The 26,191-nt window shown below is 74.1% G+C and carries 24 protein-coding genes; 15 read left to right on the top strand and 9 right to left on the bottom strand.

From position 1 onward, the window contains the following. Positions 1 to 82 precede the first annotated feature (82 nt). The 4 genes from AMOR_RS18745 to ydiK form a co-directional block, all read right to left on the bottom strand. On the bottom strand, positions 83 to 586 hold the full coding sequence (locus AMOR_RS18745; RefSeq protein WP_248353202.1) for a cysteine rich repeat-containing protein: 504 nt from the start codon (positions 584 to 586) through the stop codon (positions 83 to 85). A gap of 21 nt (positions 587 to 607) precedes the next feature. Beyond that, a complete protein-coding gene (locus AMOR_RS18740) occupies positions 608 to 1,960 on the bottom strand; it encodes a patatin-like phospholipase family protein (protein ID WP_248353201.1) in 1,353 nt (450 codons plus the stop codon). Continuing rightward, complete coding sequence (locus AMOR_RS18735; RefSeq protein ID WP_248353200.1) at positions 1,960 to 4,224, bottom strand: patatin-like phospholipase family protein; 2,265 nt, start codon at positions 4,222 to 4,224, stop codon at positions 1,960 to 1,962. Before AMOR_RS18735 ends, AMOR_RS18740 begins: the two co-directional genes overlap by 1 nt. A 171-nt stretch (positions 4,225 to 4,395) precedes the next feature. Beyond that, positions 4,396 to 5,541, bottom strand: coding sequence for an AI-2E family transporter YdiK (gene ydiK / locus AMOR_RS18730; protein WP_248353198.1), 1,146 nt, complete (start codon positions 5,539 to 5,541; stop codon positions 4,396 to 4,398). 231 nt (positions 5,542 to 5,772) lie between these two features. On the opposite strand from ydiK, the gene AMOR_RS18725 reads away from it, so the two are divergent. The 11 genes from AMOR_RS18725 (at position 5,773) to AMOR_RS18675 (ending at position 18,209) form a co-directional block, all read left to right on the top strand. Next, positions 5,773 to 6,486, top strand: coding sequence for a hypothetical protein (locus AMOR_RS18725; protein ID WP_248353196.1), 714 nt, complete (start codon positions 5,773 to 5,775; stop codon positions 6,484 to 6,486). Between the two features lie 15 nt (positions 6,487 to 6,501). After that, positions 6,502 to 7,632 carry a calcium/proton exchanger gene (cax, locus tag AMOR_RS18720; RefSeq protein ID WP_248353194.1) on the top strand — a complete coding sequence of 377 codons (1,131 nt, stop codon included), beginning with the start codon at positions 6,502 to 6,504 and terminating at the stop codon, positions 7,630 to 7,632. A 25-nt stretch (positions 7,633 to 7,657) separates the two neighbouring features. Next, entirely contained in the window at positions 7,658 to 10,237 is a 2,580-nt protein-coding gene (locus tag AMOR_RS18715) for a mechanosensitive ion channel domain-containing protein (protein WP_248353193.1), read from the top strand. Positions 10,238 to 10,358: 121 nt separating this feature from the next. After that, positions 10,359 to 11,450 (top strand): fatty acid desaturase family protein, encoded by a 1,092-nt coding sequence (locus tag AMOR_RS18710; protein WP_248353192.1) that lies wholly within the window; start codon positions 10,359 to 10,361, stop codon positions 11,448 to 11,450. Positions 11,451 to 11,643: 193 nt separating this feature from the next. After that, positions 11,644 to 12,588 (top strand): hypothetical protein, encoded by a 945-nt coding sequence (locus AMOR_RS18705; protein ID WP_248353191.1) that lies wholly within the window; start codon positions 11,644 to 11,646, stop codon positions 12,586 to 12,588. Between the two features lie 31 nt (positions 12,589 to 12,619). Next, entirely contained in the window at positions 12,620 to 12,871 is a 252-nt protein-coding gene (locus AMOR_RS18700) for a hypothetical protein (RefSeq protein WP_248353190.1), read from the top strand. Positions 12,872 to 12,958: 87 nt separating this feature from the next. Beyond that, a complete protein-coding gene (locus AMOR_RS18695) occupies positions 12,959 to 13,156 on the top strand; it encodes a TIGR04563 family protein (RefSeq protein WP_248353189.1) in 198 nt (65 codons plus the stop codon). Continuing rightward, positions 13,153 to 14,142, top strand: coding sequence for a hypothetical protein (locus tag AMOR_RS18690; RefSeq protein ID WP_248353188.1), 990 nt, complete (start codon positions 13,153 to 13,155; stop codon positions 14,140 to 14,142). Before AMOR_RS18695 ends, AMOR_RS18690 begins: the two co-directional genes overlap by 4 nt. Positions 14,143 to 14,153: 11 nt before the next feature. Further along, positions 14,154 to 15,074 carry a lysophospholipid acyltransferase family protein gene (locus AMOR_RS18685; RefSeq protein ID WP_248353186.1) on the top strand — a complete coding sequence of 307 codons (921 nt, stop codon included), beginning with the start codon at positions 14,154 to 14,156 and terminating at the stop codon, positions 15,072 to 15,074. Between the two features lie 202 nt (positions 15,075 to 15,276). Then, positions 15,277 to 16,686: an ATPase domain-containing protein gene (locus tag AMOR_RS18680; protein ID WP_248353184.1), complete on the top strand. Its 1,410-nt coding sequence runs from the start codon at positions 15,277 to 15,279 to the stop codon at positions 16,684 to 16,686. Further along, positions 16,683 to 18,209: an ATP-binding response regulator gene (locus AMOR_RS18675; RefSeq protein WP_248353183.1), complete on the top strand. Its 1,527-nt coding sequence runs from the start codon at positions 16,683 to 16,685 to the stop codon at positions 18,207 to 18,209. The genes AMOR_RS18680 and AMOR_RS18675 overlap by 4 nt, the downstream gene beginning before the upstream one ends. 12 nt (positions 18,210 to 18,221) lie before the next feature. Here AMOR_RS18675 and AMOR_RS18670 read toward each other — a convergent pair whose 3' ends face one another. Both AMOR_RS18670 and AMOR_RS18665 read right to left on the bottom strand, forming a co-directional pair. Next, complete coding sequence (locus tag AMOR_RS18670) at positions 18,222 to 18,404, bottom strand: hypothetical protein (RefSeq protein WP_248353182.1); 183 nt, start codon at positions 18,402 to 18,404, stop codon at positions 18,222 to 18,224. 173 nt (positions 18,405 to 18,577) lie between these two features. Beyond that, the gene (locus AMOR_RS18665) at positions 18,578 to 20,008 is read right to left on the bottom strand and encodes a PQQ-binding-like beta-propeller repeat protein (protein ID WP_248353181.1); all 1,431 of its coding nucleotides are present in this window, start codon (positions 20,006 to 20,008) and stop codon (positions 18,578 to 18,580) included. A gap of 173 nt (positions 20,009 to 20,181) precedes the next feature. On the opposite strand from AMOR_RS18665, the gene arsN2 reads away from it, so the two are divergent. Next, positions 20,182 to 20,619 (top strand): arsenic resistance N-acetyltransferase ArsN2, encoded by a 438-nt coding sequence (arsN2, locus tag AMOR_RS18660; protein WP_248353180.1) that lies wholly within the window; start codon positions 20,182 to 20,184, stop codon positions 20,617 to 20,619. 58 nt (positions 20,620 to 20,677) lie between these two features. Here the strand turns inward: arsN2 and AMOR_RS18655 are convergent, their stop codons facing one another. From AMOR_RS18655 to AMOR_RS18645, 3 genes are all read right to left on the bottom strand, one after another. Next, positions 20,678 to 21,400: a radical SAM protein gene (locus AMOR_RS18655; RefSeq protein WP_248353179.1), complete on the bottom strand. Its 723-nt coding sequence runs from the start codon at positions 21,398 to 21,400 to the stop codon at positions 20,678 to 20,680. A gap of 134 nt (positions 21,401 to 21,534) precedes the next feature. Continuing rightward, positions 21,535 to 22,293, bottom strand: coding sequence for a DUF3108 domain-containing protein (locus tag AMOR_RS18650; RefSeq protein WP_248362554.1), 759 nt, complete (start codon positions 22,291 to 22,293; stop codon positions 21,535 to 21,537). A 229-nt stretch (positions 22,294 to 22,522) separates the two neighbouring features. After that, the gene (locus tag AMOR_RS18645) at positions 22,523 to 23,251 is read right to left on the bottom strand and encodes a YsnF/AvaK domain-containing protein (protein WP_248353178.1); all 729 of its coding nucleotides are present in this window, start codon (positions 23,249 to 23,251) and stop codon (positions 22,523 to 22,525) included. A 240-nt stretch (positions 23,252 to 23,491) separates the two neighbouring features. On the opposite strand from AMOR_RS18645, the gene AMOR_RS18640 reads away from it, so the two are divergent. From AMOR_RS18640 to AMOR_RS18630, 3 genes are all read left to right on the top strand, one after another. After that, positions 23,492 to 23,860 (top strand): response regulator, encoded by a 369-nt coding sequence (locus AMOR_RS18640; RefSeq protein ID WP_248353177.1) that lies wholly within the window; start codon positions 23,492 to 23,494, stop codon positions 23,858 to 23,860. Positions 23,861 to 23,888: 28 nt separating this feature from the next. Then, complete coding sequence (locus tag AMOR_RS18635) at positions 23,889 to 24,656, top strand: TSUP family transporter (RefSeq protein ID WP_248353175.1); 768 nt, start codon at positions 23,889 to 23,891, stop codon at positions 24,654 to 24,656. Between the two features lie 86 nt (positions 24,657 to 24,742). Continuing rightward, on the top strand, positions 24,743 to 26,017 hold the full coding sequence (locus AMOR_RS18630; protein WP_248353174.1) for an acetyl-CoA hydrolase/transferase family protein: 1,275 nt from the start codon (positions 24,743 to 24,745) through the stop codon (positions 26,015 to 26,017). The last annotated feature ends 174 nt before the right edge of the window (positions 26,018 to 26,191 follow it).

Below are 26,191 nucleotides of genomic sequence, written 5' to 3'. Positions count from 1 at the left end.
GTACCACGAGGGCAGCTGCACCGACGGGGCCACGCGGACCGGCCCGCGCCTTCCGGCGCGGCGCCGCCCGGCGGAAAGCCCCTCACGGTCCCATCAACGCCTTGCAGGCCGCCGACAGCTCCGACTCCCTCGACTTGAGGCACGCGAGGACGCGTCCCTCGCCCCTGGGGATGCCCTTGCAAAGCTTCTTCATGTCCTTGCCGCATGCCTTCGTGAACTCCGCGTACTTCTCCTGCGCGCCCTGGACGATCTCCTGGCACTTCGGCGCGAGGCTGCCCTTGTTCTGGGCCAGGCATCGGAGGACGGCCCCCTGGCCGGTCTTCACGCCGGCGCAGTAGGACTCGATGTCGTCCCGGCAGGCGTCCCCGACCTCCTTCACCTTCCGTTCGATGGAGGCGAGGTCGGCCTTGCACTCCGGCGAGAGCTTGGCCTTGTTCGCCGCGAGGCACGCCGCGATCCTCCCGCCGCCGGGCTTGATCCCCGAGCACAGCTTCTCCACGTCGGCGCGGCACGCGTCGTCCCCGGCGCGCGCGCTCCCAGCCGCCAGCACCGCCGCCGCGAACAGCACCCGAGCCATCGTCCTCATGTGGTCCTCCTCGCCAGTCACCTACGGCGCGCTGCGCGTCGACGCGGACGGGGCGCCCCCCAGCGCCGCGACCACCTTCCGGAACTCGGGGGACTCACGAAGGAGCCGCCCGGCGATCTCCCGGAGCCGGTCCACCTGTCCGTCCTCCAGGTGGAAGCTCGTCGGCAGCTCGCGGACCCAGCGGCGCTCGGCCGGGTCCGAGATCGCCTCGAACGTCACCTCGACGAGGAACGCGCTCCGGCCCGGAGCCGCCCGGGCCCACCGCGCGAGCTGATCGCGGGCGGCCTCGACCACCTCGAGCGAGTAGCGGTCCACCGGGATGGAGCGGGCCTGATCGAGGAGCGATCCCTTTCCGGGCGGCTCGGCCGACCGATCCCAGTCTCGCGGCGGGTCCCGCTGCGCGTTCACCACGATGGCGACGACGGTGCGGGGTCCTCCGGGGAGACCCGGCGCGAGGGACGGCGGTGCGGTCGCGATGGTGTCGAGCGCCTCGACGAGCGCCCGCAACCCCAGGTTGTCCGCGATGCCGCCGTCGAAGAGGTGCACGTACGGCCGCTCGACCGCGTCAGCGTACGACCGCAGCTCGCGCCCGCGGAGCCCGCCGCGCCCGAGCGACGCGCCCGATCCGGTCGCCGCCGCCCACGCGGGCTCGTGCCAGCCGCACGAACCTGCGCGGTTCTTCAGCGAGATCGGGGTGAGCATCGGCGGGAGCGCGGACGACGTGGCGACCGCCCGCGCCACGGGGAAGGCGGAGAGGTCGGAGCAGAGGACGTCGAAGCTCTCCTGCGTGAACGGGAAGCGCGCGCCGGTCGTGACGTCGGCCCCGTTCACGACGACGAACGGGCCGCCGCTGCGGAGGAGATCTCCGTACGTCGCGCGATCGAAGACGGTCTCGTCGTACAGCTCCGCGGCCAGGTCGGACCGCGAGAAGGTCCCCGACATCAGCCGGAACCAGTTCGCGGGCGAGAGCACGCGCGCGGCGATGGCATGCTCCACGTCCCGCTTCAGGAACTTGCCCTCGAACTCGTCGAAGATCCGGTCGCCGCGCAGCGCGTAGTAGGTCGCGGTGAAGGTGCCGCCGGAGACCGCGGAGATGACGTCCACCTCGTCGAGGAGCCGGTGGCGGGCGCCTCCGGCCGCCACCTCGGTGCGGGCGAGCTCCTCGAGCGCGCCGTACGCGAGCGCGGCGGCCCGGGTGCCTCCCCCCGAGAACGAGACGAAGAGGAGGAGGTCCTCGGACTGGTTCGCGCGCCGGACGTTCTCGAGGCGGTACCCTGTCCGCGGGTCGTGGCGAGCGAGCGGCGCGTTCTCCGGCCAGTGGGTGCACCCGATGGCCGCGGCGACCGCGGCGACGCAGAGGATGCTCGCACGCATCAGAACCCCCACTGGACGCCGATCCCGGGGCCGAGCGCCCACTGGTTCTTCTGACCGCTGCCCGCGGGCGGGTACCAGTTCGCCGTCAGCTGGAGGCGCACGCGCTCCAGCACCGCGGCCGCGACGCCGCCCTGGATGGTGGGGCGCGAGCAGTCTCCGATCACGTCGGAGCCCGGATCCGGGCACTTCCCGAACCCGCCGCCGTCGTTCGACGAGAAGAGCCACCCGCCGCGGAGGAGCAGGCTCGGCTGGAGCCGGGTGCTCGACCACCACGACGGGAGGTACTCGGCGCCGGCCACCACGCCCATGATGAAGTTGCCGTGCTCCGACGAGAGCAGCTGCTCGGAGCCGACGAGCTGGAGGGCGGCGTGGAACCGGAGCGGCGCGACGTAGACCCCTCGGGTCGCGAAGCCCTTGCTGATCCCGATCTCGGGATCGCGCCCGTACATCGCCCAGATCGTGAACCGCGGCGGGACGTAGGCGACCTGGTCCGCCGCCATCTTCACGAGCGTGCTCACCACCAGGTCCTGCCCCGTCGGCTGCGTGGCCGCTACGGAGTCACCGATCGAGAGGAACCGCGCGCGGAGCGTCGCCGGAGCCTTCGACGCCTCGTCGCGCCGGAGCCCGAGATCCTTGAACTCGAACTGGTGCGCCGCGAGGAGCCGCATCGAGTAGGCCGCGTCGTTCTCCTCCCCGCGCCGGCGCCACGCGTCGCCGGCGAGCGGCTCCACGAGCGGGACCTGCATCACCGGCTCGCCGCGCCTCGCCCGGCGGCAGAGCGCGTCGCCGTCGTACGTGTCGTCCTTCAGGACGGCGCAGGCGTTCCACAGCCGCTCGATCGAGGTCTGGAGCACGATGCGGAAATCCCGCAGCTCCTCGCCCGCGCAGGCCTCCTTGGGTTCGGGGGCGCCGTCCATCACGGCCCTGAGGCACACGTACCGCCGCCACGCGGCGGCCGCCTCCCGGGCGGCGGGCGTGTCCTCCGGGAACCTCGGTGGCGGAGCGCCCGCGCGCGCCAGCCGCGCGCCGAGCCGGGCCTCGGCGAGGCGCCGGGCGTCGTACATGCCGAGCGTGAAGTCGAAGCGGCGGAGCTCGCCCTCGACGAAGCCGAAGAACGCCCCGAGCGGCGAGCTCGCCGCGGGCAGGTGGCGCTCGGGGATGATCAGGTGCTCGAACACGTCCGGGGAGTCGTCGTGGACGTAGAGCAGGTTCTTCGCGCGCGCGGTGGCGAGGAAGGCGCCGCCGACCTGCGTCGTCACGCCGAGCAGCGTCTCGAACTTCTTCGCGCGCGGCTCGTTCGTCGGCTCCGGGAACGTGCTCGCCTCGGTGGAGAGGTAGGCGAGCACGAGCGACGGAGGCAGGTCCCGCACGGTGAGGTCCGGCGCGTCCATCCACCGCGGCCCCGCGCCGCGGTCCTCGCGGAGCCCCGCGGCGGCGATCCGGGTGGCGAGGCGGACCGGGGTGTTGTCGAACACGCCGCCGTCCACGAACAGGTCCTCCCGGGCGTCGGCGACCGGGCACCTCGCCCCCGAGGACCCGGCGCGGACGACGCAGTGCCTCACCGCCTGCGGAGGGAACGCGCCCGGGAACGCGGTCGACGCGAAGAGCGCGTCCACGAGCGCGGAGAAGACGACCTCGCCGTCCTGCTGCTCGGGCAGGAGCGCCTGCTCGCCCTTCCACCTCGGGTCCACGTAGTTCGTGAGCCGCGGCGCCTTCCCCGGGCCTCGGCCCTGGACCCTCACCACGAAGTGCTCCTCGACGCGCGGGAGGCGGAGCCGCTCGCCCTCCGTCGTGACGACCCGCGGGACGAGGCGCGTCACGGACAGGCCGAACACCGCGTCGCAAGACTCCGGCAGCCCCGCGTTCCACGTCCGCACGATGAGCTCGAGGGGCGCGTCGAAGGCGGCGCGGGAGAACGCGCTCGTCTTCTGCGCCTGGCCGGGGACGTGGAGCTTCCCGAGGCCGAGCGGGATCCACGCGTTCCACACGAGGCTCGCCGTCGGATCCGGCACCGCTCCCCCGCACGACTGGAGGATCGCCATGAACCCGTTCACGGACCCCGCGGACGCACCGGTGACGATCTTCGGCCTGGCGGCGGCCGGGTTGAGGCGCATCGCCTCGACGACGTAGTAGATGAGCCCCGCCTCGTAGGAGCCGAGGCTGACGCCGCCGGAGATGGTGATGGACGCGGGTGGCTGAGCCGATCGAGCGACACCGGAGACGAGGAGCACCGCCGCGGCGAGGGCGATCCTTCGGCCAGTCATGCCCACGGCGTTCCCACATCCCTGCGCCGGAGGCCATCGGACGAAAGCCCCACTGTCATGGGGCGGAGGACCGCGTGACCTCCCCGGGGCGTGCCTCAGGGCGCAAGACGGCCTCCGACTGCGGCGACGCCGCTCGGCTTGGCAAGGCCGCCAGCGGCGACCGTGCACGCGTCAGACGGACGAGGTGATCTTCCCCGCGCCGCGGGCGACGGCCGGTCCTGCGTCGATCGCGGGGGCGCCCGTCGGCATCGCCTCGCCGAGCCCGGAGGAGATCCAGCTCTGGAGCAGGTTCACCGTCACCGCGAGGATCACCGGCCCCACGAAGAGGCCGATGACGCCGAGCCACAGGAGGCCGCCGATGACGCCGGGGAAGATGAGCAGCAGCGAGAGATCGGCCCCTCTCTTGATGAGGACCGGCCGCAGCACGTTGTCGATGGTCTGGGTGACGATGGTGATGACGAGGAGCACCGTCCCGCGCCCCGGGGAGCCCGTCGCGTACAGCCAGATCACGCAGGGCACCAGCGGGAGGAGCGGCCCGACCTGGGCGATGCAGAAGACGAGGACGACCGCGGTGATGAGCCCCGCGAACGGGACGCCGAGGGCGACGAGACCGATGCCGGCGAGCGCCGTCTGCACGGCCGCCGTGACGACGATGCCGAGAGCGACGGCGCGGATGGCCTTTCCCGACAGCTCGACGATCGCCTCGCCGCGCTCGCCCGCGAGGCGCCGGAAGAAGCGCCGGAGCGCCTCGGCCGCGCCCTCGCCCTTGGCGAAGAGGATCGCCGAGATCACGACGGTGAGCAGGAAGTGGATCACCAGGCTCGCGAAGCCCCCCGCCTTCGCGGCGAACCACGTGAGCGCCGTCCCGAGGTACGGCGCCACGCGCCTGGCGAGCTCCTCTTGCGACAGGGCGGCCAGCGCGTCCCATCGGGCCGCCGCCTTGTGGCCGACGAGGGGCAGCGCGTCGACCCACGCCGGAGGCGGTGGCACGCGCAGCTCCGGCATCGTGCGAGCGAGGTCCGCGACGCGGCCGGACTGCTCGATCAGCGTCGCGAGCGCCAGGTACAGCGGGACGAACAGGACGAGCAGCAGCACGACCGTCATCACCGCGACGGCGACGCCGCGGTGGCCGCCCAGGCGCGCCTGGGCGCGGCGCATGAGCGGCCAGGTCGCGACGACGATCATCGTGGCCCAGAGGAGCGCGCCGAGGAACGGGAGCAGCACCCGGAAACTGCCCACGATGAGCACGCCGATTCCGAGGATCGACAGCGTGATGCGGGCGAGATCGCGCTGAGCGGCAGGCTCCGTGACGGGCATGGCCGCATTGTAAGCGGCGTTCCGCCGTCGGCTCACGCCCGCGCGGGACGTGCCGCCCGCGCGCTGGCGCGCATCGCGGCCGGCGTGCGAACGAGCGCGCGAGACCCTCCGACGCGTACGCCCCCGCCGACGGGTCGGGACGAAGGTCTGATGGCGGCCGCTGGAACGGAACGGGACGATGCCGTCGTTCCGGTCGGGCTCGTGTCGTGAGGACCGGACAGGGAGGCGACCATGACCCGCATGCTCGCGCTTGCGACCGTGCTTCTCGCGATCGCCCGGACGGCCGCGGGGCAGCCCACGGCGGCGCCGGCGTCGCCCGGCGAGTCCACGGCCGCACCCGCCGCGCCCCCGCCGACCGCCGAGACGACGCCGCCCGCCGCCGAGCCCGCGCCGCCCGCTGAGACGCCCGCCGCAGCCGCGCCTGCGGCCACCCCTGCGGCCCCTGCCGCCGCGCCTCCCGAGTCGCCGCCCGCCCAGCCGGCCCCCGCGGTCGCGCCCGCCCCTCCGCCTCCGCCGCCGCCGGCTGCCACGCAGCAGCAGCAGCAGCGCCGCCGGCCCCTCTACACCTGGGGCAGCATCGGGACGACCTTCGCCTACGGCCAGACCTATGGAAGCGCGAGCTTCGGCGTCGGCTACCTCATGCAGGCCGGGATCGCCCCGAACGTCGAGGCCTCCTACGTCTTCGGCAACTCGCCGACGATGTGGGCCCTCAAGCCCGGGGTGACGTGGTTCATGCCCGTCCCGCGCTTCCAGCCTTACGTGGGCGCGTACTACACGCACTGGTTCGTGAACGGCTCGCTCCCCGACGAGAACGGCGTGGGGGCGCGAGCGGGCTTCTCTCTCGGGCGGATGATCTCGCTGGGCGTCACGTACGATCGCGCCCTCAACTGCGAGAAGAACTGCGAGAGCTGGTCTCCGCAGGTCGCCGCCGGCTTCTCGATGTAGCGGCGCGGGAGGCGCATGAGCGAGCGGGCCGCGATCGCCGAGGCGCCCCCGGCCGAGCCGCCGCGCCCCGGTGCGCGCTGGCTCAGGCCGTCGCTCTCGTGGCTCCTCGCGTTCGTGCCGGTCGCGCTCGCCCTCGAGCACGGCGGCGCGCGCCCGCCCCTCGTCTTCTTCGCGGCGGCGCTCGCGATCGTGCCCATCGCCGCCTGGATCGTCCGCTCGACCGAGCAGCTCGCCCATTACACCGGCGACGCGGTGGGCGGGCTCCTCAACGCCACGTTCGGGAACGCGCCGGAGCTCATCATCGGCCTGGTCGCGCTCCGGGCAGGGTACTTCGACATGGTGCTGGCGTCCCTGGTCGGCGCGATCCTGGCGAACCTGCTCCTCGCACTCGGCCTCGCCTTCTTCGTCGGCGGGCTGCGGCACCGCGACCAGACGTACCGCGCCGACGCCACCCGCGTGTACGTCTCGATGATGCTGCTCGCCGTGACCAGCATGGCGGTGCCCTCCGCGTTCCGCTCGCTGTCCGGAGGGACCGTCGCGGCCGCGCAGCACCTGAACCTCTCCGTGGCCGTGGTCCTCCTCGCGCTCTACGTGCTGTACCTCCTGTTCATGCTGAAGACACACCCGCACCTCTTCGCTGCCGAGGGCGGGGGCGAGGGGCACGGCGCAGGGGCGGAGCAGTGGAGCGTGGCGCGCGCGGTCGTCACGCTGCTCGTGGCCTCGGCGCTGGCCGCCTGGATGAGCGAGGTCCTCGTCGGCGCGGCCGAGGGCACCGGCAAGGCGCTCGGGATGTCCCAGGCTTTCGTCGGGCTCGTGTTTCTCGCCATCGTCGGCGGCGCGGCGGAGAGCGTATCGGCCATCACCATGGGCCGGGCGAACCGGATGGACCTGGCGGTCAGCATCGCGATCGGGAGCTGCATCCAGATCGCACTCTTCGTGGCGCCGGTGCTCGTCCTCCTGAGCTACGCGTTCTCGCCGGAGCCGCTCCAGCTCGTCTTCCCGCGGGTGCTGGTGGCCACCATCTTCATCGCCGTGACGGTCAGCGCGGTGGTGTCGGGTGACGGGCGGTCGAACTGGTTCAAGGGGGTCCAGCTCGTCGCCGTGTACGCGCTCTTCGCCCTCCTGGCCTACTTCGTCCCGACCTGAGCGGCTGTGCGTCGCGAGGAGGCTCATGCCGAAGAGGGCGACGAGGGCGCGCGGCACGACCGGTGACCTCCGGCTCGCGCTCGTCGCGACGGCACTCCTGGCCGCCGGCGCCGCGCGCGGCGCGGGTACCGGTGCGGTCCCGTCCCCCCTGGCGGGCGCGCGCGAGGCGCCGGAGAAGATCGACGTCAAGCCGCCCGCCGTCCCGTCGCCTCAGCCGATCCCGGTGGAGCACGTCTTCCGCGCCGCCGACGACCTCGCGGCGCCGCTGCGGGCCGCGGAGGCGGCCGCCGGTCCCGATCCCGCCGTCGAGGAGGTGGAGCGGCGACTGGAAGAGGCGGCACGGGCCAGCCAGGTCCTCCGCGCGCGGCTGGACGCGCAGCGCCTCGGGGACACCTCTGCCCGCGAGATCGAGCGCCTGCGACAGGGCCTGGCGCGGGAGGATCTCTTCCTCGCGGACGGACAGCTGGTCCTCGAGAAGCGCGCCGAGCGGGTGGCGACCGCCGAGCGGCAGATCGAGGACCGGCTCGCGTCGTGGCAGCTGACCGCCGAGGCCGCGCGCGGGGAGCAGGCGCCGCCGGCCGTGCTCCGGCGCGTGGCGCAGGTCGAGGAGAGCCTGCGCGCCGCGGAGGCGCGCCTGCGGACCGAGGGCGATCGGCTCCTCGGGATCCAGGGGCGCGTGAGCGAGGTCCGCGCCGGGCTTTCCCTCGTCGCGAGGTCGGTCGAGGAGGCCGACGCCGCGCTGCAGCGCCAGCTCTTCGAGGTCGAGAGCGCGCCGCTGTGGCGGGCGCTGAGCGGCCCGAACCGGACCGGGGCTCTCGGAGGGCAGCTCCGGCAGGCGCTGCGCGAGAACGGGCGGGACCTCGCCGACTTCTTGGCGGAGGAGCAGGAGCGGCTCTTCCTCCACCTGGCGATCTTCGTGGCCCTGGCGCTGGGGCTCCTCGCGCTGCGCCGCCCGGTCGCTGCGATGGGGGCCGAAGGCGCGGCGCTCCGCGGCGCAGCCCAGGTGCTCTCCCGGCCGTGGTCGGCGGCGCTCCTGCTGTCGCTCCCGCTGGCGGGCGGGCTGTATCCCCTGCTCCCTCCCTCCCTGAGGGATCTCCTCTTCCTCGTGTTCCTGGCGCCGCTGCTCCGGGTCCTGCCCGGACTCATGCCGGACCTGTTCCGCCGTCCCCTGTACGGCCTCGTGGCGCTGTTCGCCCTCGACAAGCTCGCGTCCATCGCCCCGCCGCGCACGCTCCTCGCGCGCCTCACGCTGCTCCTCGTCACCGTCGGCGCACTCGCGGGCCTCGTGAGGGGCCTCCGCCGCGGAGGGTGGGCTCGCTTCCTGAGGGCGGGAGCCTGGCGCGTCGCGACGAGGAGCGCCGCCGTCGGGGCGGCCGCGCTGCTCGCGGTGTCTGCCGTCTCGAACGTCGTCGGAAACGTGACGCTCGCGGAGCGGCTCACGCACGCGACGCTCGCCAGCGCGACGCTGGCCGCGGTGCTGCTCGGAGTGGACATCGTCCTCGAGGGCGCGCTGGCGGCGCTGCTCCGGGTCCCGGCCCTGCAGCGCCGGCCGCTCGTCGCCCGGCACCGCGCGCTGCTCGAGCGACGCATCGCCGGGCTCCTGCGCGCCGCCGCCGTGGCGCTCTGGGCCTGGCGGACCGCGAAGGGGCTCGGCGTCGCCGCCGCCTTCTCGGGCGCTCTCAAGGCCGTGCTCGGAGTGAGGCTCCACGTGGGCGGGCTGGACGTCTCGCTCGGGAACGTGGTCGCCTTCGCGGTGACGCTGGCGGTCTCGCTGGCGCTGTCGAAGGCCATCCGCTTCGTGCTCGACGAGGGCGTCTTCTCCGAGCTCCGCCTTCCGCGCGGAATCCCCGCCGCCGTCTCGACGACGGTGCAGTACGGGCTCGTGCTGCTGGGCTTCTCCTGGGCGGTGCTGGCGTCCGGCATGGAGATGAGCCGCTTCTCGTTCCTGCTCGGCGCCCTCGGCTTGGGCATCGGCTTCGGGCTCCAGAACGTGGTGAACAACTTCGTGTCGGGACTGATCCTGCTCTACGAGCGACCGATCCAGGTGAGGGACATCGTCGAGGTCGGGACGATCGCGGGCGAGGTGACGCGCATCGGCGTACGCTCGTCGACGGTGCGGACCTTCACCGGCGCCGAGGTGATCGTCCCCAACGCCACGCTGATCTCGGACGCGGTCACGAACTGGACCCTCTCGGACAGGCGCCGCCGCATCGACCTGGGCGTCGGCGTCGCGTACGGGACCGCGCCGCAGCAGGTGATCGACCTCCTCCTCGCGGTGGTCCGGGGTCGCGCCGGGGTCCTCGACGATCCGGCACCGGTCGCCCTCTTCCTCCGGTTCGGCGAGAGCTCGATGGAGTTCGCGCTCCGGTTCTGGACCGCGGACTTCGACCGGTGGGTGCTGCTCGCCAGCGAGGTCATGGTCGAGGTGCACGCGAGCCTCGGCCGCGCGGGGATCCAGATCCCGTTCCCGCAGCGCGACCTCCACGTCCGGTCGCTCGCCCCCGCGGCGGCGGAGGCGCTCGCCGCCGCCCGGATGCGCCGCGGCGACGGATCCGCTCGTGCGCCCTCCGAACCGCCGTCCCCCGAGGCAACACCGCCGGGCTGAGCGCCGGATCGCCGTCCAGCGCCGCCCCCGATCCCGCGCGGGGCGGAGGGAGGCTCTCGCGCCGGTGCGCCGGACCGTCCGCGATGACCCCCCGATGACATCTCATCCCCATGTTGAGGAGATGACCCCGACCGCCCTCCGCGTCCGCTTCCCGCACGACGACGGGTTCCACTCCGACCTGAAGCGCGGCGTCGCGGCGTACTTCGAGCGCACGGGACGGCTCCCGCACGGCGGTCGCGCCATGCACGTGAAGACGGCGGCCATCCTGGGGTGGTTCGCGGCGTCGTACGGGCTCCTCCTCGCCGTCGGCGGAGCCTCGGCGTGGCTCGCGGTGGGCCTCACGGTCTCGCTCGCGCTCGCGACCGCCGGCATCGGGTTCGCGGTGATGCACGACGCGAACCACGGCGCCTACTCCCGGTCGCCCCGCGTGAACCGCGCGGTCGGGCTGGCGCTCGACTTCATCGGCGCGAGCTCGTACGTGTGGCGGTTCAAGCACAACGTGCAACACCACACCTACGCGAACGTCGCCGGCCAGGACGCCGACATCGACGCCGAGCCGTTCCTCCGGCTCTCGAGCGCGCAGCGCCGCCGCGCGCTCCACCGGTGGCAGGGCGGGTACGCCTGGCTCCTCTACGGCGTGCTCGCGCTCAAGTGGTGGCTGGTCGACGACGTCGTGGACCTCGTCCGCGGGACGATCGGCGGCCACCCCTACCCGCGGCCGCGCGGCCGCGAGCTCCTCGCCGTCTTCGCCGGGAAGGTGACGTTCGTCTGCTGGGCGCTGGTCGTCCCGCTCCTCATTCACCGCAGCGCGTGGCCCCTGGCCCTCTTCGTGCTCGGCGCGTTCGTTCTGGGCGTCGTCATGTCGGCGGTCTTCCAGCTCGCCCACGCCGTGTCCGGCGCGGAGTTCCAGGCGCCCGGCGGCGACGGCCGCATGCCCACGGGCTGGGCGGAGCACCAGGTCCGCTCGACGGTGGACTTCGCGCCCTCGAGCCGCGTCCTCGCCTGGTACCTGGGCGGCCTCAACTTCCAGGTCGAGCACCACCTGTTCCCTGGCGTCTGTCACGTCCACTACCCCGCGCTGGCCGCGACCGTGGAGGAGACGTGCCGCGCGCACGGGATCCCGTACCGCGCGCTGCCGTCGCTCCGGGCGGCCATCTCGGCGCACCATCGCCACCTCCGGGCGCTGGGCGCGCCCGCCCTGGCCGAAGCGTGACGAGCGCGCTGGAGCGCGCGGTGGTATACCAATGACCCCCCGGCGGATGACGCCGGCCCTCCACGCCGCCGTGAGCGACACGGCGGGATTTCACCCCGCGCCACCCTTCGTCCCGCGACGAGCCGCCCTCCGCGTCACCCGGCGCGCTGGACGCGACGCGTGTCGATCCCTGCCGCGACGGAAAAGGCGAACCATGAGCCTCGAGAACGGAATGCTGGTGCAGCACGCCTCCCTGGGCCTCGGGAAGATCGTCGCCCTCGAGCCCAAGGCCGTGCACGTCTTCTTCGCGGCGAGCGACGCGCGGTTCGCGACGAAGCTGCGCCTGCCGATGGCGCTGTCGCTGCTCACCCCCGCCGCGGCGCCGGACGCCTGGCTCTCGGGCCTGTCCGGCTTCGCCCTCGACGAGAAGACCGGCCGGTACGGGCGCGCCGGATCGTGGCTGTCGCACGGGGAGGCGGTGGCGCGGTTCCTCGAGGCGTTCCCGGAGGGCTTCGCGGATCCGCGGTACGTCGCCACGACGGGCAAGGAGCGCTCGGACCAGCGCGCCTCCCGGTGGCGGCGCGCGCACGAGGCCTTCGTGGAGGAGCTCGGGAACGGCCAGGGGGAGCGGCTCCTCGAGGCGGGAGACGTCGCGGGGCTCGTCGAGCGCGCCGTGCGCGTCGAGCGGAACGTGAGGACGCTCCACAAGGACGCCGACAAGATCTCGCTCGAGGTCGCGCTGAAGGACCCAGGCGCCGCGCGGACCTTCTTCGCGGCGCTGTTCGAGCTCCTGGCGAGCTCGCCCGACCAGACCCGGTTCGAGGCGCTCGCCGAGGCGACGGCCGCGCTCACGCCGGACGCGACGCCGGAGTCCCGCTGGCCGACCGTGACGCTCCTGCCGTTCGTCGCGCGACCGGAGCTCCACATGCTCCTCCGCCCCCGGTTCGCCTGCGACGTCGCGCAGCGGCTCGGGCTCGAGCTGGCCTACTCCGCCGCGCCGAACTGGAAGACGTATTCGGCCCTCCTCGGATCCGCGGCGCTGCTGCTCGAGAAGCTCCGGCCGCTCGGCGCGAAGGATCACGTCGACGTCGAGGCGTTCATGCACGTCAGCACGGCGAAGCAGCCCAAGCCGCGCCCCGAGCTGCACGCGGTCACCTGAGCCGCACTCTCCTCGATCCCGGGAGCCCCCCATGCCGCTCGACCCGTTCCTCGCCGCCGTCCGGACGCATCTCCTGGACCCGCTCGCCGCGCGCACTCCCTGGGCGCGCGGTGCCTGGTGCCGGAAGCAACGCCGCCGCCTGGACGCCCGCCGCGGCGCGGTCGTGTGGATCCGGGGCGACGCGCTTCGCTGGGCGGAGTGGGGCGCGCGCGTCGGCTACTTCGAGGTCCAGTACATGGACGGGCTCCCGTACCTGCGTGCGGTCCAGGACCCGGTCGCCTGACCTGCCGAGCGCCGGCGCTGGAGGTGGCGGTGCGCGCTCCGGAGGGCGTACCCTTCCCCTGAGCGCGCGCGAGGCGTACAAGAGGTGATGCCGGACGCGCGAAAGCAGTCGCTCTACTTCCCCGAGGAGATGCTCAAGGAGATGCAGCAGGAGGCGATCCGGCAGGATCGTTCGCTCTCCTGGGTCGTGCAGCGCGCCTGGCGGCTCGCGCGCGCCCGCATCGCCACCCTGCCCGCGAGCGGCGCCGCCGCCCTGCCGGCGCCCTCCGTCGCGGAGGTCCCGTGAGCGAGCTCGCGACCGGGATGCTCGTGCAGCACGCCTCGCTGGGCGTCGGGAAGATCGTGGCGGTCGAGCCGACCGCCGTGCACGTCTTCTTCCCCGACAGCGAGAAGCGCTTCGCGGCGAAGCTCCAGCTCTCCATGGCCAGGACGCTCCTCCGGAGCGACGGCGTCGAGCGGAACGCCTGGCTCGAGGGGCTCTCCTCGTTCGCGCTCGACCCGGTGACGCGGCGGTACGCGCTCGCGGCGAACTGGGTGACCCACGAGCAGGCGATCGCGGACTTCCGCGCGACGTACCCGCGGGGTTTCCTCGATCCCGCGTACATCGGGAACGGCTCCGGGAAGCGCGAGCGCGCCTCGCGGTGGCGCGCGGCGAGCGCCGCCTGGACCGAGGGGCTCGGCGAGGGTCGGGCGGAGAAGCTCCTCGAGGCCGGCGACGTCCGGGAGCTGATCCGGCGCGCGCTCGTCGTCGAGAAGCACGTGGTGCTCGTGCCCGGCACGTTCGAGGCCGGCGCGCTGACGGAGGCGTTCGGCGACGAGGACCTGGCGGAGGCGTTCTTCGACGCGCTGCTCGGGGTCCTCTCGGTGCCGTCCCCCGCGCGCGCCCGCTTCGACCGGCTCTTCGCCGCGACGCTCGCGCTCGACACCCCGCCCGCGCTCGCGTGGCCGCTCGCGACGCTCTTCCCGTTCCTCGCGGAGCCCGCCCGGCAGGTGTTCCTCTGGCCGAGATCCGCCTGCGGCGGGGCCGAGCGGCTCGGGTGCGACCTGCGGTTCGACCCCGCCCCGAACTGGAGGACGTACGCGGCCCTCCGGAGCTTCGCGGCGAAGCTCCTCGAGGAGCTCCAGCCGAGCGGCGCGCGCGACTTCGTGGACGTCGAGGCGTTCCTCCACGCCACCGCGACGACGCCGGCGCGGGACCGCGGCGAGGAGAGCAAGGCGACCCGCCGGCCACGCGCGGCGAAGGCGGCCGCCGCGGGCAACCGCAAGGGCTAGCGGTCCGGAGCATGGCGGCGACCGGCTGGAAGCGCGCGCGGCGCGCGGTGCGCGCGGCGGTGATCGTGGCGTTCGTGCGCGCGCTCATGACGATGCCCCTCGGGGTCGCGCTGGCGCTGGGCGGGGCGCTGGGCCGCCTCGCGTGGGCGATCTCCCCGCGGATGCGGCGCGACATCCGCGCGAGCCTCGCGGTGGCGTTTCCGGAGCGCAGCGATGCCGAGCGCGACGCGATCGCGCGCGCGAGCCTCGTGCACCTGGGCTGGGTCGGCGCGGAGGCGATCACGATGCGCCGCTGGGCGGACCGCCTCGACGCGTACGTCGACGCGCCGCCCGAGGCGATCGCGACGGTCGAGCGCGCGTGGGCGCGTAAGAAGGGGATCATCTTCGTCCTCGGGCACATCGGGAACTGGGAGCTGACGTCCCGCCTGTCCCGCTACGTCCAGCCGAACGCGGCGATCGCCAAGCGGAGCTGGCACGTGCGGCTGGACCGGCTCTCCGAGCGGTTCCGCGCCGAGAATGGCGTCGGCACGTACTGGCGCGACGACCCCGCGACCGGGCGCGCGATGCTGCGGCTGTTCCGGCAGGGCGGCGCCCTCGGGATCCTCATCGATCAGGACATCCGCGACGTCCAGAGCGTCTTCGTGCCGTTCTTCGGGCGCCCCGCCGCGACCCCTCGCGCCGCGGCGGACCTCGCGCTGCGCTTCGGGGCCGCCGTCCTCGTGGTGACCTGCCACCGCCGCGGGCCGCGCGCCGGGGACGGTCATCGCCTCGAGGTCGTCGAGGTCCCGTACGACGCGGCGGCGCCGGATCGCGAGGGCGAGGTGGTCCGCCTCACCGCGGCCTGCGCCGCGGTCCAGGAGGACGCGATCCGGAGGCATCCGGCCGAGTGGGTCTGGATGCACCAGCGCTGGAAGTCGCGGCCGGACCGCTAGGGAAAACCCTGCTCCCTGCCGGCGCGACGCGCCGGATCGCCCGCGCCCCGAATGTTCGTGGACGGGTCCCCGCGTTCGAGTGAGGAGAAGGTTCGCGACCCCGCACTCCGCGGGAGCGATCCGGGGGGGCTCGGTCATGTCCGCGAGCGAGCGACGCACGAGGCCGCGGGTCCGGACCGGCGTCCCAGGCCTGGACGATGTCATGGCCGGCGGCCTGCCGGGCGGGCGCGTGCACCTGCTGCAGGGCAGCCCCGGCTCCGGCAAGACGACGATCGCGCTGCAGTTCCTGCTCGAGGGGCTGCGGCAGGGCGAGCGCTGCCTGTACGTCTCGATGTCCGAGAGTCGCGACGAGGTCCTGTCCGTCGCGGAGTCGCACGGCTGGAGCCTCGCGGATCTCACGATCCTCGACGCGTCGCAGGCGGTGCCGGAGGACGAGAACACGCTGTTCCAGCCGTCGGAGGTCGAGCTCGGCGAGCGGATGGACGCGATCCTGGGGGAGGTGGATCGCGTGCGACCGACCCGGCTCGTGGTCGACTCCTGCACCGAGCTGCGGCTGCTCGCGCACACGCAGGCCCGCTACCGGCGCCAGATCATGTCGCTGAAGCGGCAGCTCGCGGACCGGGACGGGACGGTCCTCCTCATCGACAACCCCGCGCCGGACGTGCCAGACGTGCTGCTGCAGAGCCTCGCCCACGGCGTCATCGTCCTCGAGCACGTCCAGGCCGACCTCGGCGGTGACCGGCGGCGGCTGCGCGTCATGAAGATGCGAGGGGTCGCATACCGCGGGGGGCCGCACGACTTCGTGATCCGGACCGGTGGCGTGGTCGTCTTCCCGCGCCTCGTCGCGGCCGAGTTCCGCGCGCCGATGGCGTCGGAGACCTTCGCGACCGGGCTCGCGCCGCTCGACGCGCTGCTCGGCGGCGGGCTCGCGCGCGGGACGAGCACGCTCGTCATGGGGCCGGCCGGCTCCGGGAAGTCGGCCCTCTCCACGCTCTGCGCGGTCCGCGCGGCGAGCACGGGCGAGCACGCCGCGATCTTCTCCTTCGACGAGTCCACGCAGGTAGCGCTCGCGCGATCGCGCTCGCTCGGGATGGATCTCGGGCCGCACGTGAGCTCCGGCCGGATCTCCCTCGACCAGATCGATCCCGCGGAGCTGTCGCCCGGCGAGCTCGTTCACCGGATCCGGGCGGCGGTGGAGGAGCGCGGTGCGCGCGTCGTCGTCCTCGACAGCGTGAACGGCCTCATCCAGGCGATGCCGAACGAGAACTTCATGATGCTGCAGCTGCACGAGCTGCTCATGTACCTCTCGCAGCGCGGCGTCCTGACCGTGATCGTGCTCGCGCAGCACGGCATCGTGGGCGAGGACGTCGCCGGGCCTGCCGACGTGAGCTACCTCGCGGACACCGTGGTCCTGCTCCGGTACTACGAGGCCCAGGGCGCCGTGCGGAAGGCGATCTCGGTGGTCAAGAAGCGGACGGGCGCGCACGAGACCACGATCCGCGAGTACGTCCTCGACGGGAACGGCCTCCACGTCGGCGAGCCGCTCACCGCATTCCGGGGGGTCCTCAGCGGCGTCCCGGTGTACGACAGCCCCCCGCCGGCGGCGCCGTGACCGCCCAGGCGCGCGCGGCCGAGCAGCTGCTCGTTCTCGCCCCGACGGGGCGGGACGCTGCGCTCGCCGCCCGCGTCCTCGAGCAGGCCCGCCTCGCGTGCGAGATCTGCCCGGACGTTCCGCGGCTCGTCGCCGCCCTCGAGGGCGGCGCGGGTGGCCTCCTCCTCGCGGAGGAGGTGCTGGTCGGTGCGACCCCCGGCACCCTCGCGGAATGGGTCGCGCGCCAGCCGGCCTGGTCCGACCTGCCCATCATCGTGGTGACGAGCGCCTCCTCGCCCATCGAGCCCGGCTTCGCCCTGGCGCGCCTCGCGCCCCTCGGCAACGTCACGCTCCTCGAGCGGCCGCTTCGCCGCGACACCCTCGTGAGCGTCGCGCGGTCGGCGCTCCGCGCCCGCAAGCGTCAGTACGCCGCGCGTGACGTCCTCGCCGCGCGCGAGCAGGACGTCCGCGCGAGGGATCAGTTCCTGGCGATGCTCGGCCACGAGCTGCGGAACCCGCTCGGCGCCATCACCATGGCGCTCGAGGTCATCGACCGGCGCGGCGGCGCGGAGGAGCGGCAGCTCGCGATCGTGCGGCGGCAGGCGCACCAGCTCGCGCGCATCGTGGACGACCTCCTCGACGTGGCGCGCGTCACGTCCGGGAAGATCGCGCTGCACCGGGTCCCGATCGAGCTCGGGACCGTCGCGGCCCGCTGCGTCGAGGCCTTGCAGCCGCAGGCCCACGAGCGCGGCGTCGCGCTCGCCCTCGACGAGCCGGCCGGCGCCGTCGCGCTGCTCGCGGATCCCGTCCGCCTCGAGCAGGTGATCGCGAACCTCGCGGGGAACGCGCTCAAGTACACGCCCGCGGGCGGGCACGTGACCGTGACGATCGGGTCCGATGGAGGCGAGGCGGTCCTGCGGGTACGCGACGACGGGATCGGGATACCCCGCGACCAGCTCTCGCGCGTCTTCGAGACCTTCGCCCAGGTCGACACCTCGCTCGACCGCGCTCGAGGCGGCCTCGGCCTCGGGCTCACGGTGTCCCGCTCGATCGTCGCGATGCACGGCGGCACGATCGAGGCGGCGAGCGAGGGCCCCGGCCGGGGCAGCGAGTTCGTGGTGCGGCTCCCGGTGGAGAACGGCGACGGGCCGGCGACCGCCGCGCTCGCGCCTGCCGGGGATCGCCGGCGACGCGTGCTCGTGATCGACGACAGCGACGACAACCGGTCGGCGCTCCGGCTCGCCCTCGAGCACCTCGGCCACGAGGTGGCCGAGGCCGAGGACGGCAAGACCGGGCTGCAGCGCGCCGTGGCCGACGGCGCCGAGGTCGTCGTCGTCGACATCGGCCTGCCCGGGATCGACGGCTTCGAGGTCGCCCGCCGCATCCGCGCCGCGCGCGGGCGGAGCGTCCTCCTCGTCGCGCTCACCGGGTACGGGCAGCCGGACGACCGGCGGATGGCCCTCGAGGCGGGGTTCGACGTCCACCTGACCAAGCCGGTCCAGCTGGACACGCTCGCGCGCGTCATCCGGCGCGAGCCCACCTGAGCTCCCGGTCGCCTACGCCGGTCCGGGCGAGGCGACGGGATCGCCATTCCCGCGGTCGCGCAGGATCTCGAGGCACGCCGGGCAGGTCACGGCCCGCGCGTGCTTCGTCGAGCTCGTCTGCTCCGTCACGCCGCAGACCACCGCGCGTCGCACGGTGTCGTAGCCGTGGACGACCTGCCCCGTCTCGTGCGCCATGCCGACCTCTCGTGAGGGTGCCACGATGGAAACGTGGCCACGGGCGGCCGCCCTGGCCGCCGTCCTCCGGGTCCCTTCCTTCCGGTACGGCTCGACCGGCGACGCGCGGTGGCGCCGGCCGCTCATCGGGCGGATGGGACGGAGACCGCTCGCACGGCCGCCCGCCTCGATGGTCAGCGCGCCCGGCGGTCCGCGCCGGCGCTGCCGTGCGCGCCGCTCCAGCCCCACGCGAGGGGGCGCCGGCCGGGGAGCTCGAACGCGCGGATCTCGTGAACGGCCGCCGGCTCCCCGAACGGCTCCCAGCCCACGCCGACCAGCGCCACCCAGCGCCCATCGGCGAGGACCGCGCTCTCGTACCGATCCCGGCCGCGGTCCGGCAGCGCGACGCGCATCCACTCGAGACCGTCGACGTCGATCTCGCGCAGCCGGGCGCTCGTCCGTGTCGAGACGTGGCCCGTCTCCCAGTCCGTCGAGCCCACGAGGAGCGTCCCCGCCTCCGTCGGGAGGGGCGCGAGCGTCCACGTGCCGACGCCGGCGGTCGGGATCCGGCCCACGTCGACCGCCCACGACGGGGTCGAGGTGCCGAGCCGCACGCGCTCGAGGCGCTCCGCCGTCTCCCCTTCCGCGAACGCGTCCACGACGGCGTAGGCGCTCCGGCCTGCGACCGCGGCCGAGGCGCTCCCCGCGAGCGATCCGATCTCGGCGCCGGTCGCGGCGTCCAGGATCGCGGGCGGCGCGATGACCACCCCGGACGCGACCGCGACGAGCGCGGAGGCGCGAGCGGGCGCCGGGACGTCGTAGCGCACCTTGCCGGCGGGGGACACCGAGACGAGCCGCCGGCCCCGCTCGTCTCCGCCGAGCACGTACGCGTCGCCGCGCTCGTCGAGGAGTGGGCCCAGCCCGAAGGTCCACGCGGGAGCGTCCGGGACGCTCGCGCTCCACCGGAGCCCGCCGCCCGCGAGCGCATAGGCCTCGACGGCGTGCGCGCATCGGCCCTGCTGCGCGCACCGGGTGACCACGAGCACGGCGGCCGAGCCGCTCGCGGCGGGCGCGCTCGCGGTCGCCGAGCACGACCAGAACGCGCGAGGCTCCGCCAGGTCCGCGGCGAACGCGTGCGACCACGCGACCGCACCGTCCGCGGTGCGGAGCGCGACGACGCGGGCATCCGTCGCGCACGCCACCGGCGCGGCGCCGGTGCGGAGGACCAGGAAGTCCCCCGCGACGAGCAGCGTCTCCTCCGGGGTCCCGGCGGCGGACCGCGCCGAGCCGGCGGGGATCGGGACGCGCCAGCGCTCCGAGCCGTCGGCGCGGAAGGCGACGACCTCACCCGCGCCGGTCGCCGCGTCCGCGATCTCGAGCCAGTAGACGGAGCCGTCCGCGCCCGCCGCGCCGGGGAAGATCGCTTCGCGGCCGGCGGGGACCGCGTACGTCCACGCGGTCGCGAGCGTCCCGTCCGCCGTGCGGAGCGGCTCCGGAAGCGCTGCGGTCGGCGCTACGGGCTCCGTGAGGTGCGGATCGGGCGTCCACGACGTCGCTCTCCTATCGGCGCGGCACGCGGAGAGCAGGACCAGGAGGCACATCCCGAGAAACCGCGCTGCCGGCATGCGCCGACCGTGGGGACCGCGAGGCGAGATCGCCAGCCGCCTCGCGGGTCGTCTCGCGGCGCGAGGCGCACCTCGAGTCCGGGTGGATGGAGGCCGCGTGCCGTGGATGACTCCGCGCGCCCGCTTCAGGCATGCTCACGGCGCGCCCTTCGACCGGCGCGAGGAGGAACGAGATGACCCGGACCGAGATCGTGCCCGCCGCCGCCGCCGACCTGGAGGCGGTGCGCGCGCTCCTCGAGAGCGCGAACCTCCCGGTGGCGGACCTCGGGTCGCGCGACCAGCACTTCCTCGTGGCGCGTGACGGCGAGGCGGTCGTGGGCTGCGTCGCGCTCGAGCAGTACGGGACGGTGGCGCTGCTCCGGTCCCTCGCGGTCGCGCCGGCGCGCCGCGGCGCCGGCCTCGGTCGCGCGCTCTTCGACGCGATCGTGATCGAGGCCCGCCGCCGCGGCATCGAGGAGGCCTATCTCCTCACCACGACCATCGAGCCGTTCGCAGCGCGCCGCGGCTTCGTCCGGGTCGACCGCGCCAGCGTCGCGCCCGCGGTCCGCGCGAGCGCCGAGTTCCGCACCTGCTGCCCGGCGAGCGCGGTCTGCATGGCGCGCCGGCTGTAGCGCGCGCTTCGGCGGACGCTCCCCGGCCCTGCTCACGGTCCGCGACGATCCGGGTGCGCTATGCGATCGCGCCGCCGTCGGGATCGAGCGTGAGCGCTCCATCCTCGGCGTCGAGCAGCAGCCGCGCCTGTGCGGCGTATCCGCTCATGCGGTGCACGAGCAGCTCGAGCGGCCGCCTGCCGACGAGGAGGCCCTCCCGGTCGAGGAAGCGCAGGAGCGGCGAGAGCGGTCCCAGGTGCGACGGATCGCTCGCGTCGAACCGGATCATCACGTCGATCCAGTGCCGCGCCAGCGCGACGTTCGAGAGGATCCGGTCGAAGCTCGGGCCGCCCTCCGCGAGCGGGCGCTGCCGGTCGTGGAACGGGGGCGGCCCTGCCAGCGTCACCAGCGCGCGGGTGATGCCGGACGCCCGGAGCAGGCGCGCGGTGTGGCCGTCGAGCAGCGTCCCGTTCGTCACGAGGCCGCCGCGGTACTGGATGCCGCGCCACGTGCAGAATTCCTGGAGCGCCGCCGAGTCCTCCACGAGCCGGTCGATCACGAGCAACGGCTCGCCGCCGTAGAACGCGACGCCCACCGCCTCCGCGCCGCTCGCCTCGATGCGCTCGATGACCCGCTCGGCGGCGGATGCGCCGCGCTGTCCTTCGTCGAGCGCGCCGCGGCTGGGGCGGGGGCAGTGGAGGCACTTCAGGTTGCACGGAGCGTCAAGATCGACGAGGCACCGCAGCCGCGGTCGTTCCCGCCCATCGACCGTGCAACAGCCCTCGCTCGCGACCAGCCCCACGCGGCCCGCTCCCCCGCCGCGAAGCTGTGCATGACCCGGCGGAGCGACGCTGACGGAGATCAACGGGTCCGGCTGCAATTCGGGGCTGCACCGCTGAGGGTTCCGGCAGAGCGGCGCGACCGGGAAGACCTCGGTCAGCGCCGCGCGGCGCGATCGTGCGGCGGCGCGCCGGACGCACCCGCCTCGTCCGGCTTCCCGGGCTGGTACCCGGAGAGCTCCGCCTTCGCACGGCCGATGGCGAAGTCCGTGGTGATGCGCACGACGATCCGCCGCGCGTCGTCGCTGAACCAGACGTACGTCGGGTTCTTCTCGCTGAACTTCCCGGTCATGCCCGTCGGCACCCGGACCCTGACCGTGGCGAACTTGCCGGCCGGGGTCGAGATGGTCTCGCGCGCCTCGACCGTCGCGGTCACCTTCGCCACGTCCTTCCCGACCAGCACCGGGAAGTCGTGCGTCGCGCCGGGCTCGAGCGGGAGGGTCCGGAGCCGGAAGACCATCGCGACGAAATCGACCGTGTCCGGGGGGACGTCGATCTCGTACGTGTTGTCGTACTTGCCCTTCTGCCGGACGATCGCCTTGTTCGAGGCCCGGTCGAACCGCGCGACGTCGGTGTGCTTGTACCCGGGCTCCACGGCGTCCAGCGTGAAGGTCCGCGGCAGGCCGGTCTCGACGTCGAGCACGCTCGAGAGCTGCTCGCGCACGTCGACGACGGAGACGAGGCCGCTCGTCCTGGCGAGGAGCAGCACGGGCAGCGCGCCTCCCTCCGGGCGTCCCACCGCGATGCGCGCCTTCCCCATCGTCACGCCGAGGTACTCGATGGAGAAGTCCATCCGCTCCTCGGGCGCGTAGGGGACGGCCTGCGTGGCCAGGGACAGCGCGATCGCCATGGTCATTCCGAGCACGTCGGGGGTCCTCGAGGGGCGCGACATGCCGCGCTCGCCGGGCGCGAGCGGGCCGAACCGTCCCGGGAGCGTAGCCCGGCGTCGAGGGCCACGCCACCCTGGCGCCCGTCGTGAGCCCCGCTGCGGGCGGGCTCCCGCTGCAACGACCACTGCCGGTGCGGCACGCGCGCGCGCCGCACCGGCCGGCCGAGAGGGGCTCAGCGCCCCATGATCCCATCCGCTACTCCTTCGGCGGCTCGCCGAGGCCCGAGTCGCGACGCTCGCTCGTCCGGTCGACCTCGCCCTCCCCCTCGATCCGCGCCTCCTCGCGGCGCACGTCGGCGTCGGCGCGGCGCTCCTCCTGGCGGCGCGTCTTCGTGACGCGGATCTCCTCGCGCACCACGGGCTTCTTGCGGATCTCGACCTCCTCCTCCCGGATCGGGACGGAGACGGTCTTCTCCTGGAACGACTGCGGCCCAACCTCGGCGCTCCCGGACGCCGGGACGCGCTCGACGTGGACCTCGTCGCGCGTCACCGGCACCTCGATCTGCCTGTGCTCCGTGACGACGTCCTTCCGGACGCGGACCTCGCCCGCGTCGCGCATCTTCGTCTCGGCGGTGAGCTCCTCCTCGGCGAGCGGAACGCGCACCTCCTCGCGGGAGCCTGGCAGGCGCTCGTTTCCCTCCGTCCGCGCCGTGAGGTTGTCCGCCGTGCTCCCGGTCTGCCCGGCCTCGAAGGCCTCGTCGCCGGCCTCGCGAAGCGCCGACGCGGCCGCGCTCAGGTGGACCTCACCGTCGCGCACGTCCGCCACCTGCTCGTAGCGCGCCAAATAGTCCTTCGGGAAGAAGAACCCCTTCTCGACGAGGAAGAAGCTCTCCGAGCACTGGACGACCTTGCCGAGCTTCTCCCCGTCGCTGCTCCGGACCGCCATTCCCTGCTGCACTCCCTGCTGCACTCCCCGGTTCTCCATCTCTCCCTCCTCGGTTCGGGTGTCACCCCAACGTGGCGATCGCCCCCGGGCGATCCAACAGACGGGATCCCCGGCGATCGGCGGCGTGGCCGGCGCCGACGGGCCCGCTCGCCCGGTCGCGGCCCGGGCCGTTCCGGGGGGGCGCGGCCCGCTGGCCGGGGCGGGCGGGGGGCGAGCGGTGACTCCCCGCCAGGGCCGGCACTTTCGGGCGCGAGTCACGATACTGTGCGCGACCGTTCGATGAACGACGCTCGCACCATCGTCGTGGTGGACGACGACACCGATCTCCGCGAAACGCTCGGCGAGCTGCTCGTCGAGGAGGGCTACGACGCTCGCCTGTTCGAGAACGGCCGCACCGCGCTCGAGTTCCTCCGGGCGGACGGCGACGATCCCGACCTCATCCTCCTCGATCTGATGATGCCGGAGATGAACGGCTGGCAGTTCCGCGAGGAGCAGCTCCGCGACGCGCGGCTCAAGGAGATCCCCGTCGTCGTCATGACCGCGAGCCGCGGGCTGGACGCGAACCCGATCACCGCGACGGAGATCCTCTACAAGCCCATCGGGCTCGGGGAGCTCATCGAGGCGGTGGAGCGGAACGCGTCGCGCTGACCCTCGCCACGCCGTGGTACAAGGCGCGGTGCCCGACGTCTCGCCGGAGCGGATCGCGCTCCTCGCCGCGGTCGCCCTCGCGGCGGGGACCATCGACGCGGTCGCGGGGGGTGGCGGCCTCCTCACCGTCCCGGCGATCCTGTGGGCCGGCCTGCCGCCGCACCTCGCGCTCGGCACGAACAAGGGGCAGTCCGTCTTCGGCTCCTTCGCCGCCCTCGCGCGCTTCGCCCGGGGCCGGATGGTCGACGCGGATCGCGCCCGGATCACGTTCCCGCTCGGGCTCGCCGGGTCGCTCGCCGGCGCCGCCCTCGTCCTCGCGGTCCCGCCGGCGGCCCTCCGGCCGGTCGTGCTCGCGCTGCTGGCCGCGGCGGCCCTGTTCGTGGGTCTCCGGCGCCCCGGCGCCGCGCGGCTCGAGGACGCCCCGCCGCCGCGCCGCGCCGCGCTCCGCGCGGCGGGGATCGCCCTCGCGATCGGCGCCTACGACGGGTTCTTCGGCCCCGGCACCGGCACCTTCCTCATCGTGGCGTTCGTGGCGCTCCTCGGGGACGGCCTCGCCCACGCCTCGGCCGACGCCAAGGTCGTGAACTTCGCCTCGAACCTGGCGGCCGTGGGGCTGTTCGCGGCGCGCGGGAAGGTGGTCTGGCGCGTCGCGCTTCCGATGGCCGCCGCCCAGCTCGCCGGCGGGTGGCTGGGTGCGCACCTCGCGATCCGGCGGGGAGACGCCCTCGTCCGCCGCGTGGTGGTCGCGGTGGCGCTGGCGCTCGCGGCGAAGCTGGCGCTCGACATGCGCGGCTGACCGTCCGGGCGCCGCCCCTGTTCGCGCCGCCCCCGCCCGGCTGCTACACTGTGGGCTCCCGGGGGACGAAAGGAGCGCGCGCCGCGATGAGCCGCAAGGTCACCGCAGAGGAAGCCGTCGCCGTCGTGAAGTCGGGCGACCGCGTCTTCATCCACAGCGTCGCCGCCGCGCCGCGGCGGCTCGTCGAAGCGCTCACCGCACGCGCGAGCGAGCTCCGGGTCGTGGAGATCGTCTCGATCCACACCGAGGGCGACGCGCCGTACGCCGCCCCGCAGCACGCGAAGAGCTTCCGCGTGAACGCCCTCTTCGTCGGCGTCAACGTGAGGCCCGCGGTGGAGGAGGGCCGGGCCGACTACCTCCCGGTGTTCCTCTCGGAGGTCCCGCAGCTCTTCCGGGCGGGCATCCTCCCGCTCGACGTCGCTCTCGTCCACGTGTCGCCGCCCGACCGGCACGGCTACTGCTCGCTGGGCGTGTCCGTGGACGTGACGCGCTCCGCGGTCCAGACCGCCCGGACCGTCATCGCCCAGGTGAACCCGCGGATGCCGCGATCGCACGGCGACGGGCTCATCCACCTCGACGCCATCGACTACCTCGTCGAGGTCGACGAGCCCATCCACGAGATGCCGCTCGCGACGCTCACCGACATCGAGCGCGCGATCGGTCGCCACTGCGCGGAGCTCGTGGACGACGGCGCCTGCCTGCAGCTCGGGATCGGCGCGATCCCGCAGGCGACGCTCGCGGCGCTCGGCGATCACCATCGCCTCGGAATCCACACCGAGATGCTCTCCGACGGGATCGTCGATCTCGTGGAGAAGGGCGTCATCACCGGCGAGATGAAGCGCGTGCACCCCGGGAAGATCGTGGGAGGCTTCGCCCTCGGGACCCGCCGCCTCTACGACTTCCTCGACGACAACCCGCTCGTCGCGATGCTCGACATCGCCTACGTGAACGACACCGCGGTGATCCGGCGGAACACGAAGGTCACCGCCATCAACAGCGCCATCGAGGTGGATCTCACGGGACAGGTGTGCGCGGACTCCATCGGGGACCGCCTCTACTCGGGCGTCGGCGGCCAGATGGACTTCATCCGCGGCGCGGCGCTGTCGGAGGGGGGCAAGCCCATCATCGCGCTGCCCTCGGTCACCTCGAGCGGCGAGTCGCGCATCGTGTCGTTCCTGAAGCCCGGCGCGGGGGTCGTCACCACCCGGGCCCACGTGCACTTCGTCGTGACCGAGCACGGCATCGCCGACCTCTTCGGGAAGAACCTCCGCCAGCGCGCCGCCGCCCTCATCGCGGTGGCGCACCCCGCCCACCGCGACGCGCTCGCGGCCGAGGCGCGCCGACGCTTCGGCTCGTGGTGACCGCCGCGGGCGCACGCCCGTGCCCCTCGCCGGACCCGCCGCGCTCGGATGGCGCCCGGGCCGGTACGCGCGCGGTGACCCTGCGGGCGGTCCCCCACTACGGCGTTGCGGCGCGTCGCTCGCGTGAGAAGGATCGCGCCGGGGAGTCCTGACGACGCGGCGAGCGACGGTCTG

This window comes from Anaeromyxobacter oryzae (assembly GCF_023169945.1).
Taxonomy (GTDB): domain Bacteria; phylum Myxococcota; class Myxococcia; order Myxococcales; family Anaeromyxobacteraceae; genus Anaeromyxobacter; species Anaeromyxobacter oryzae.
This window is presented reverse-complemented; position numbering and strand designations above follow the sequence as displayed.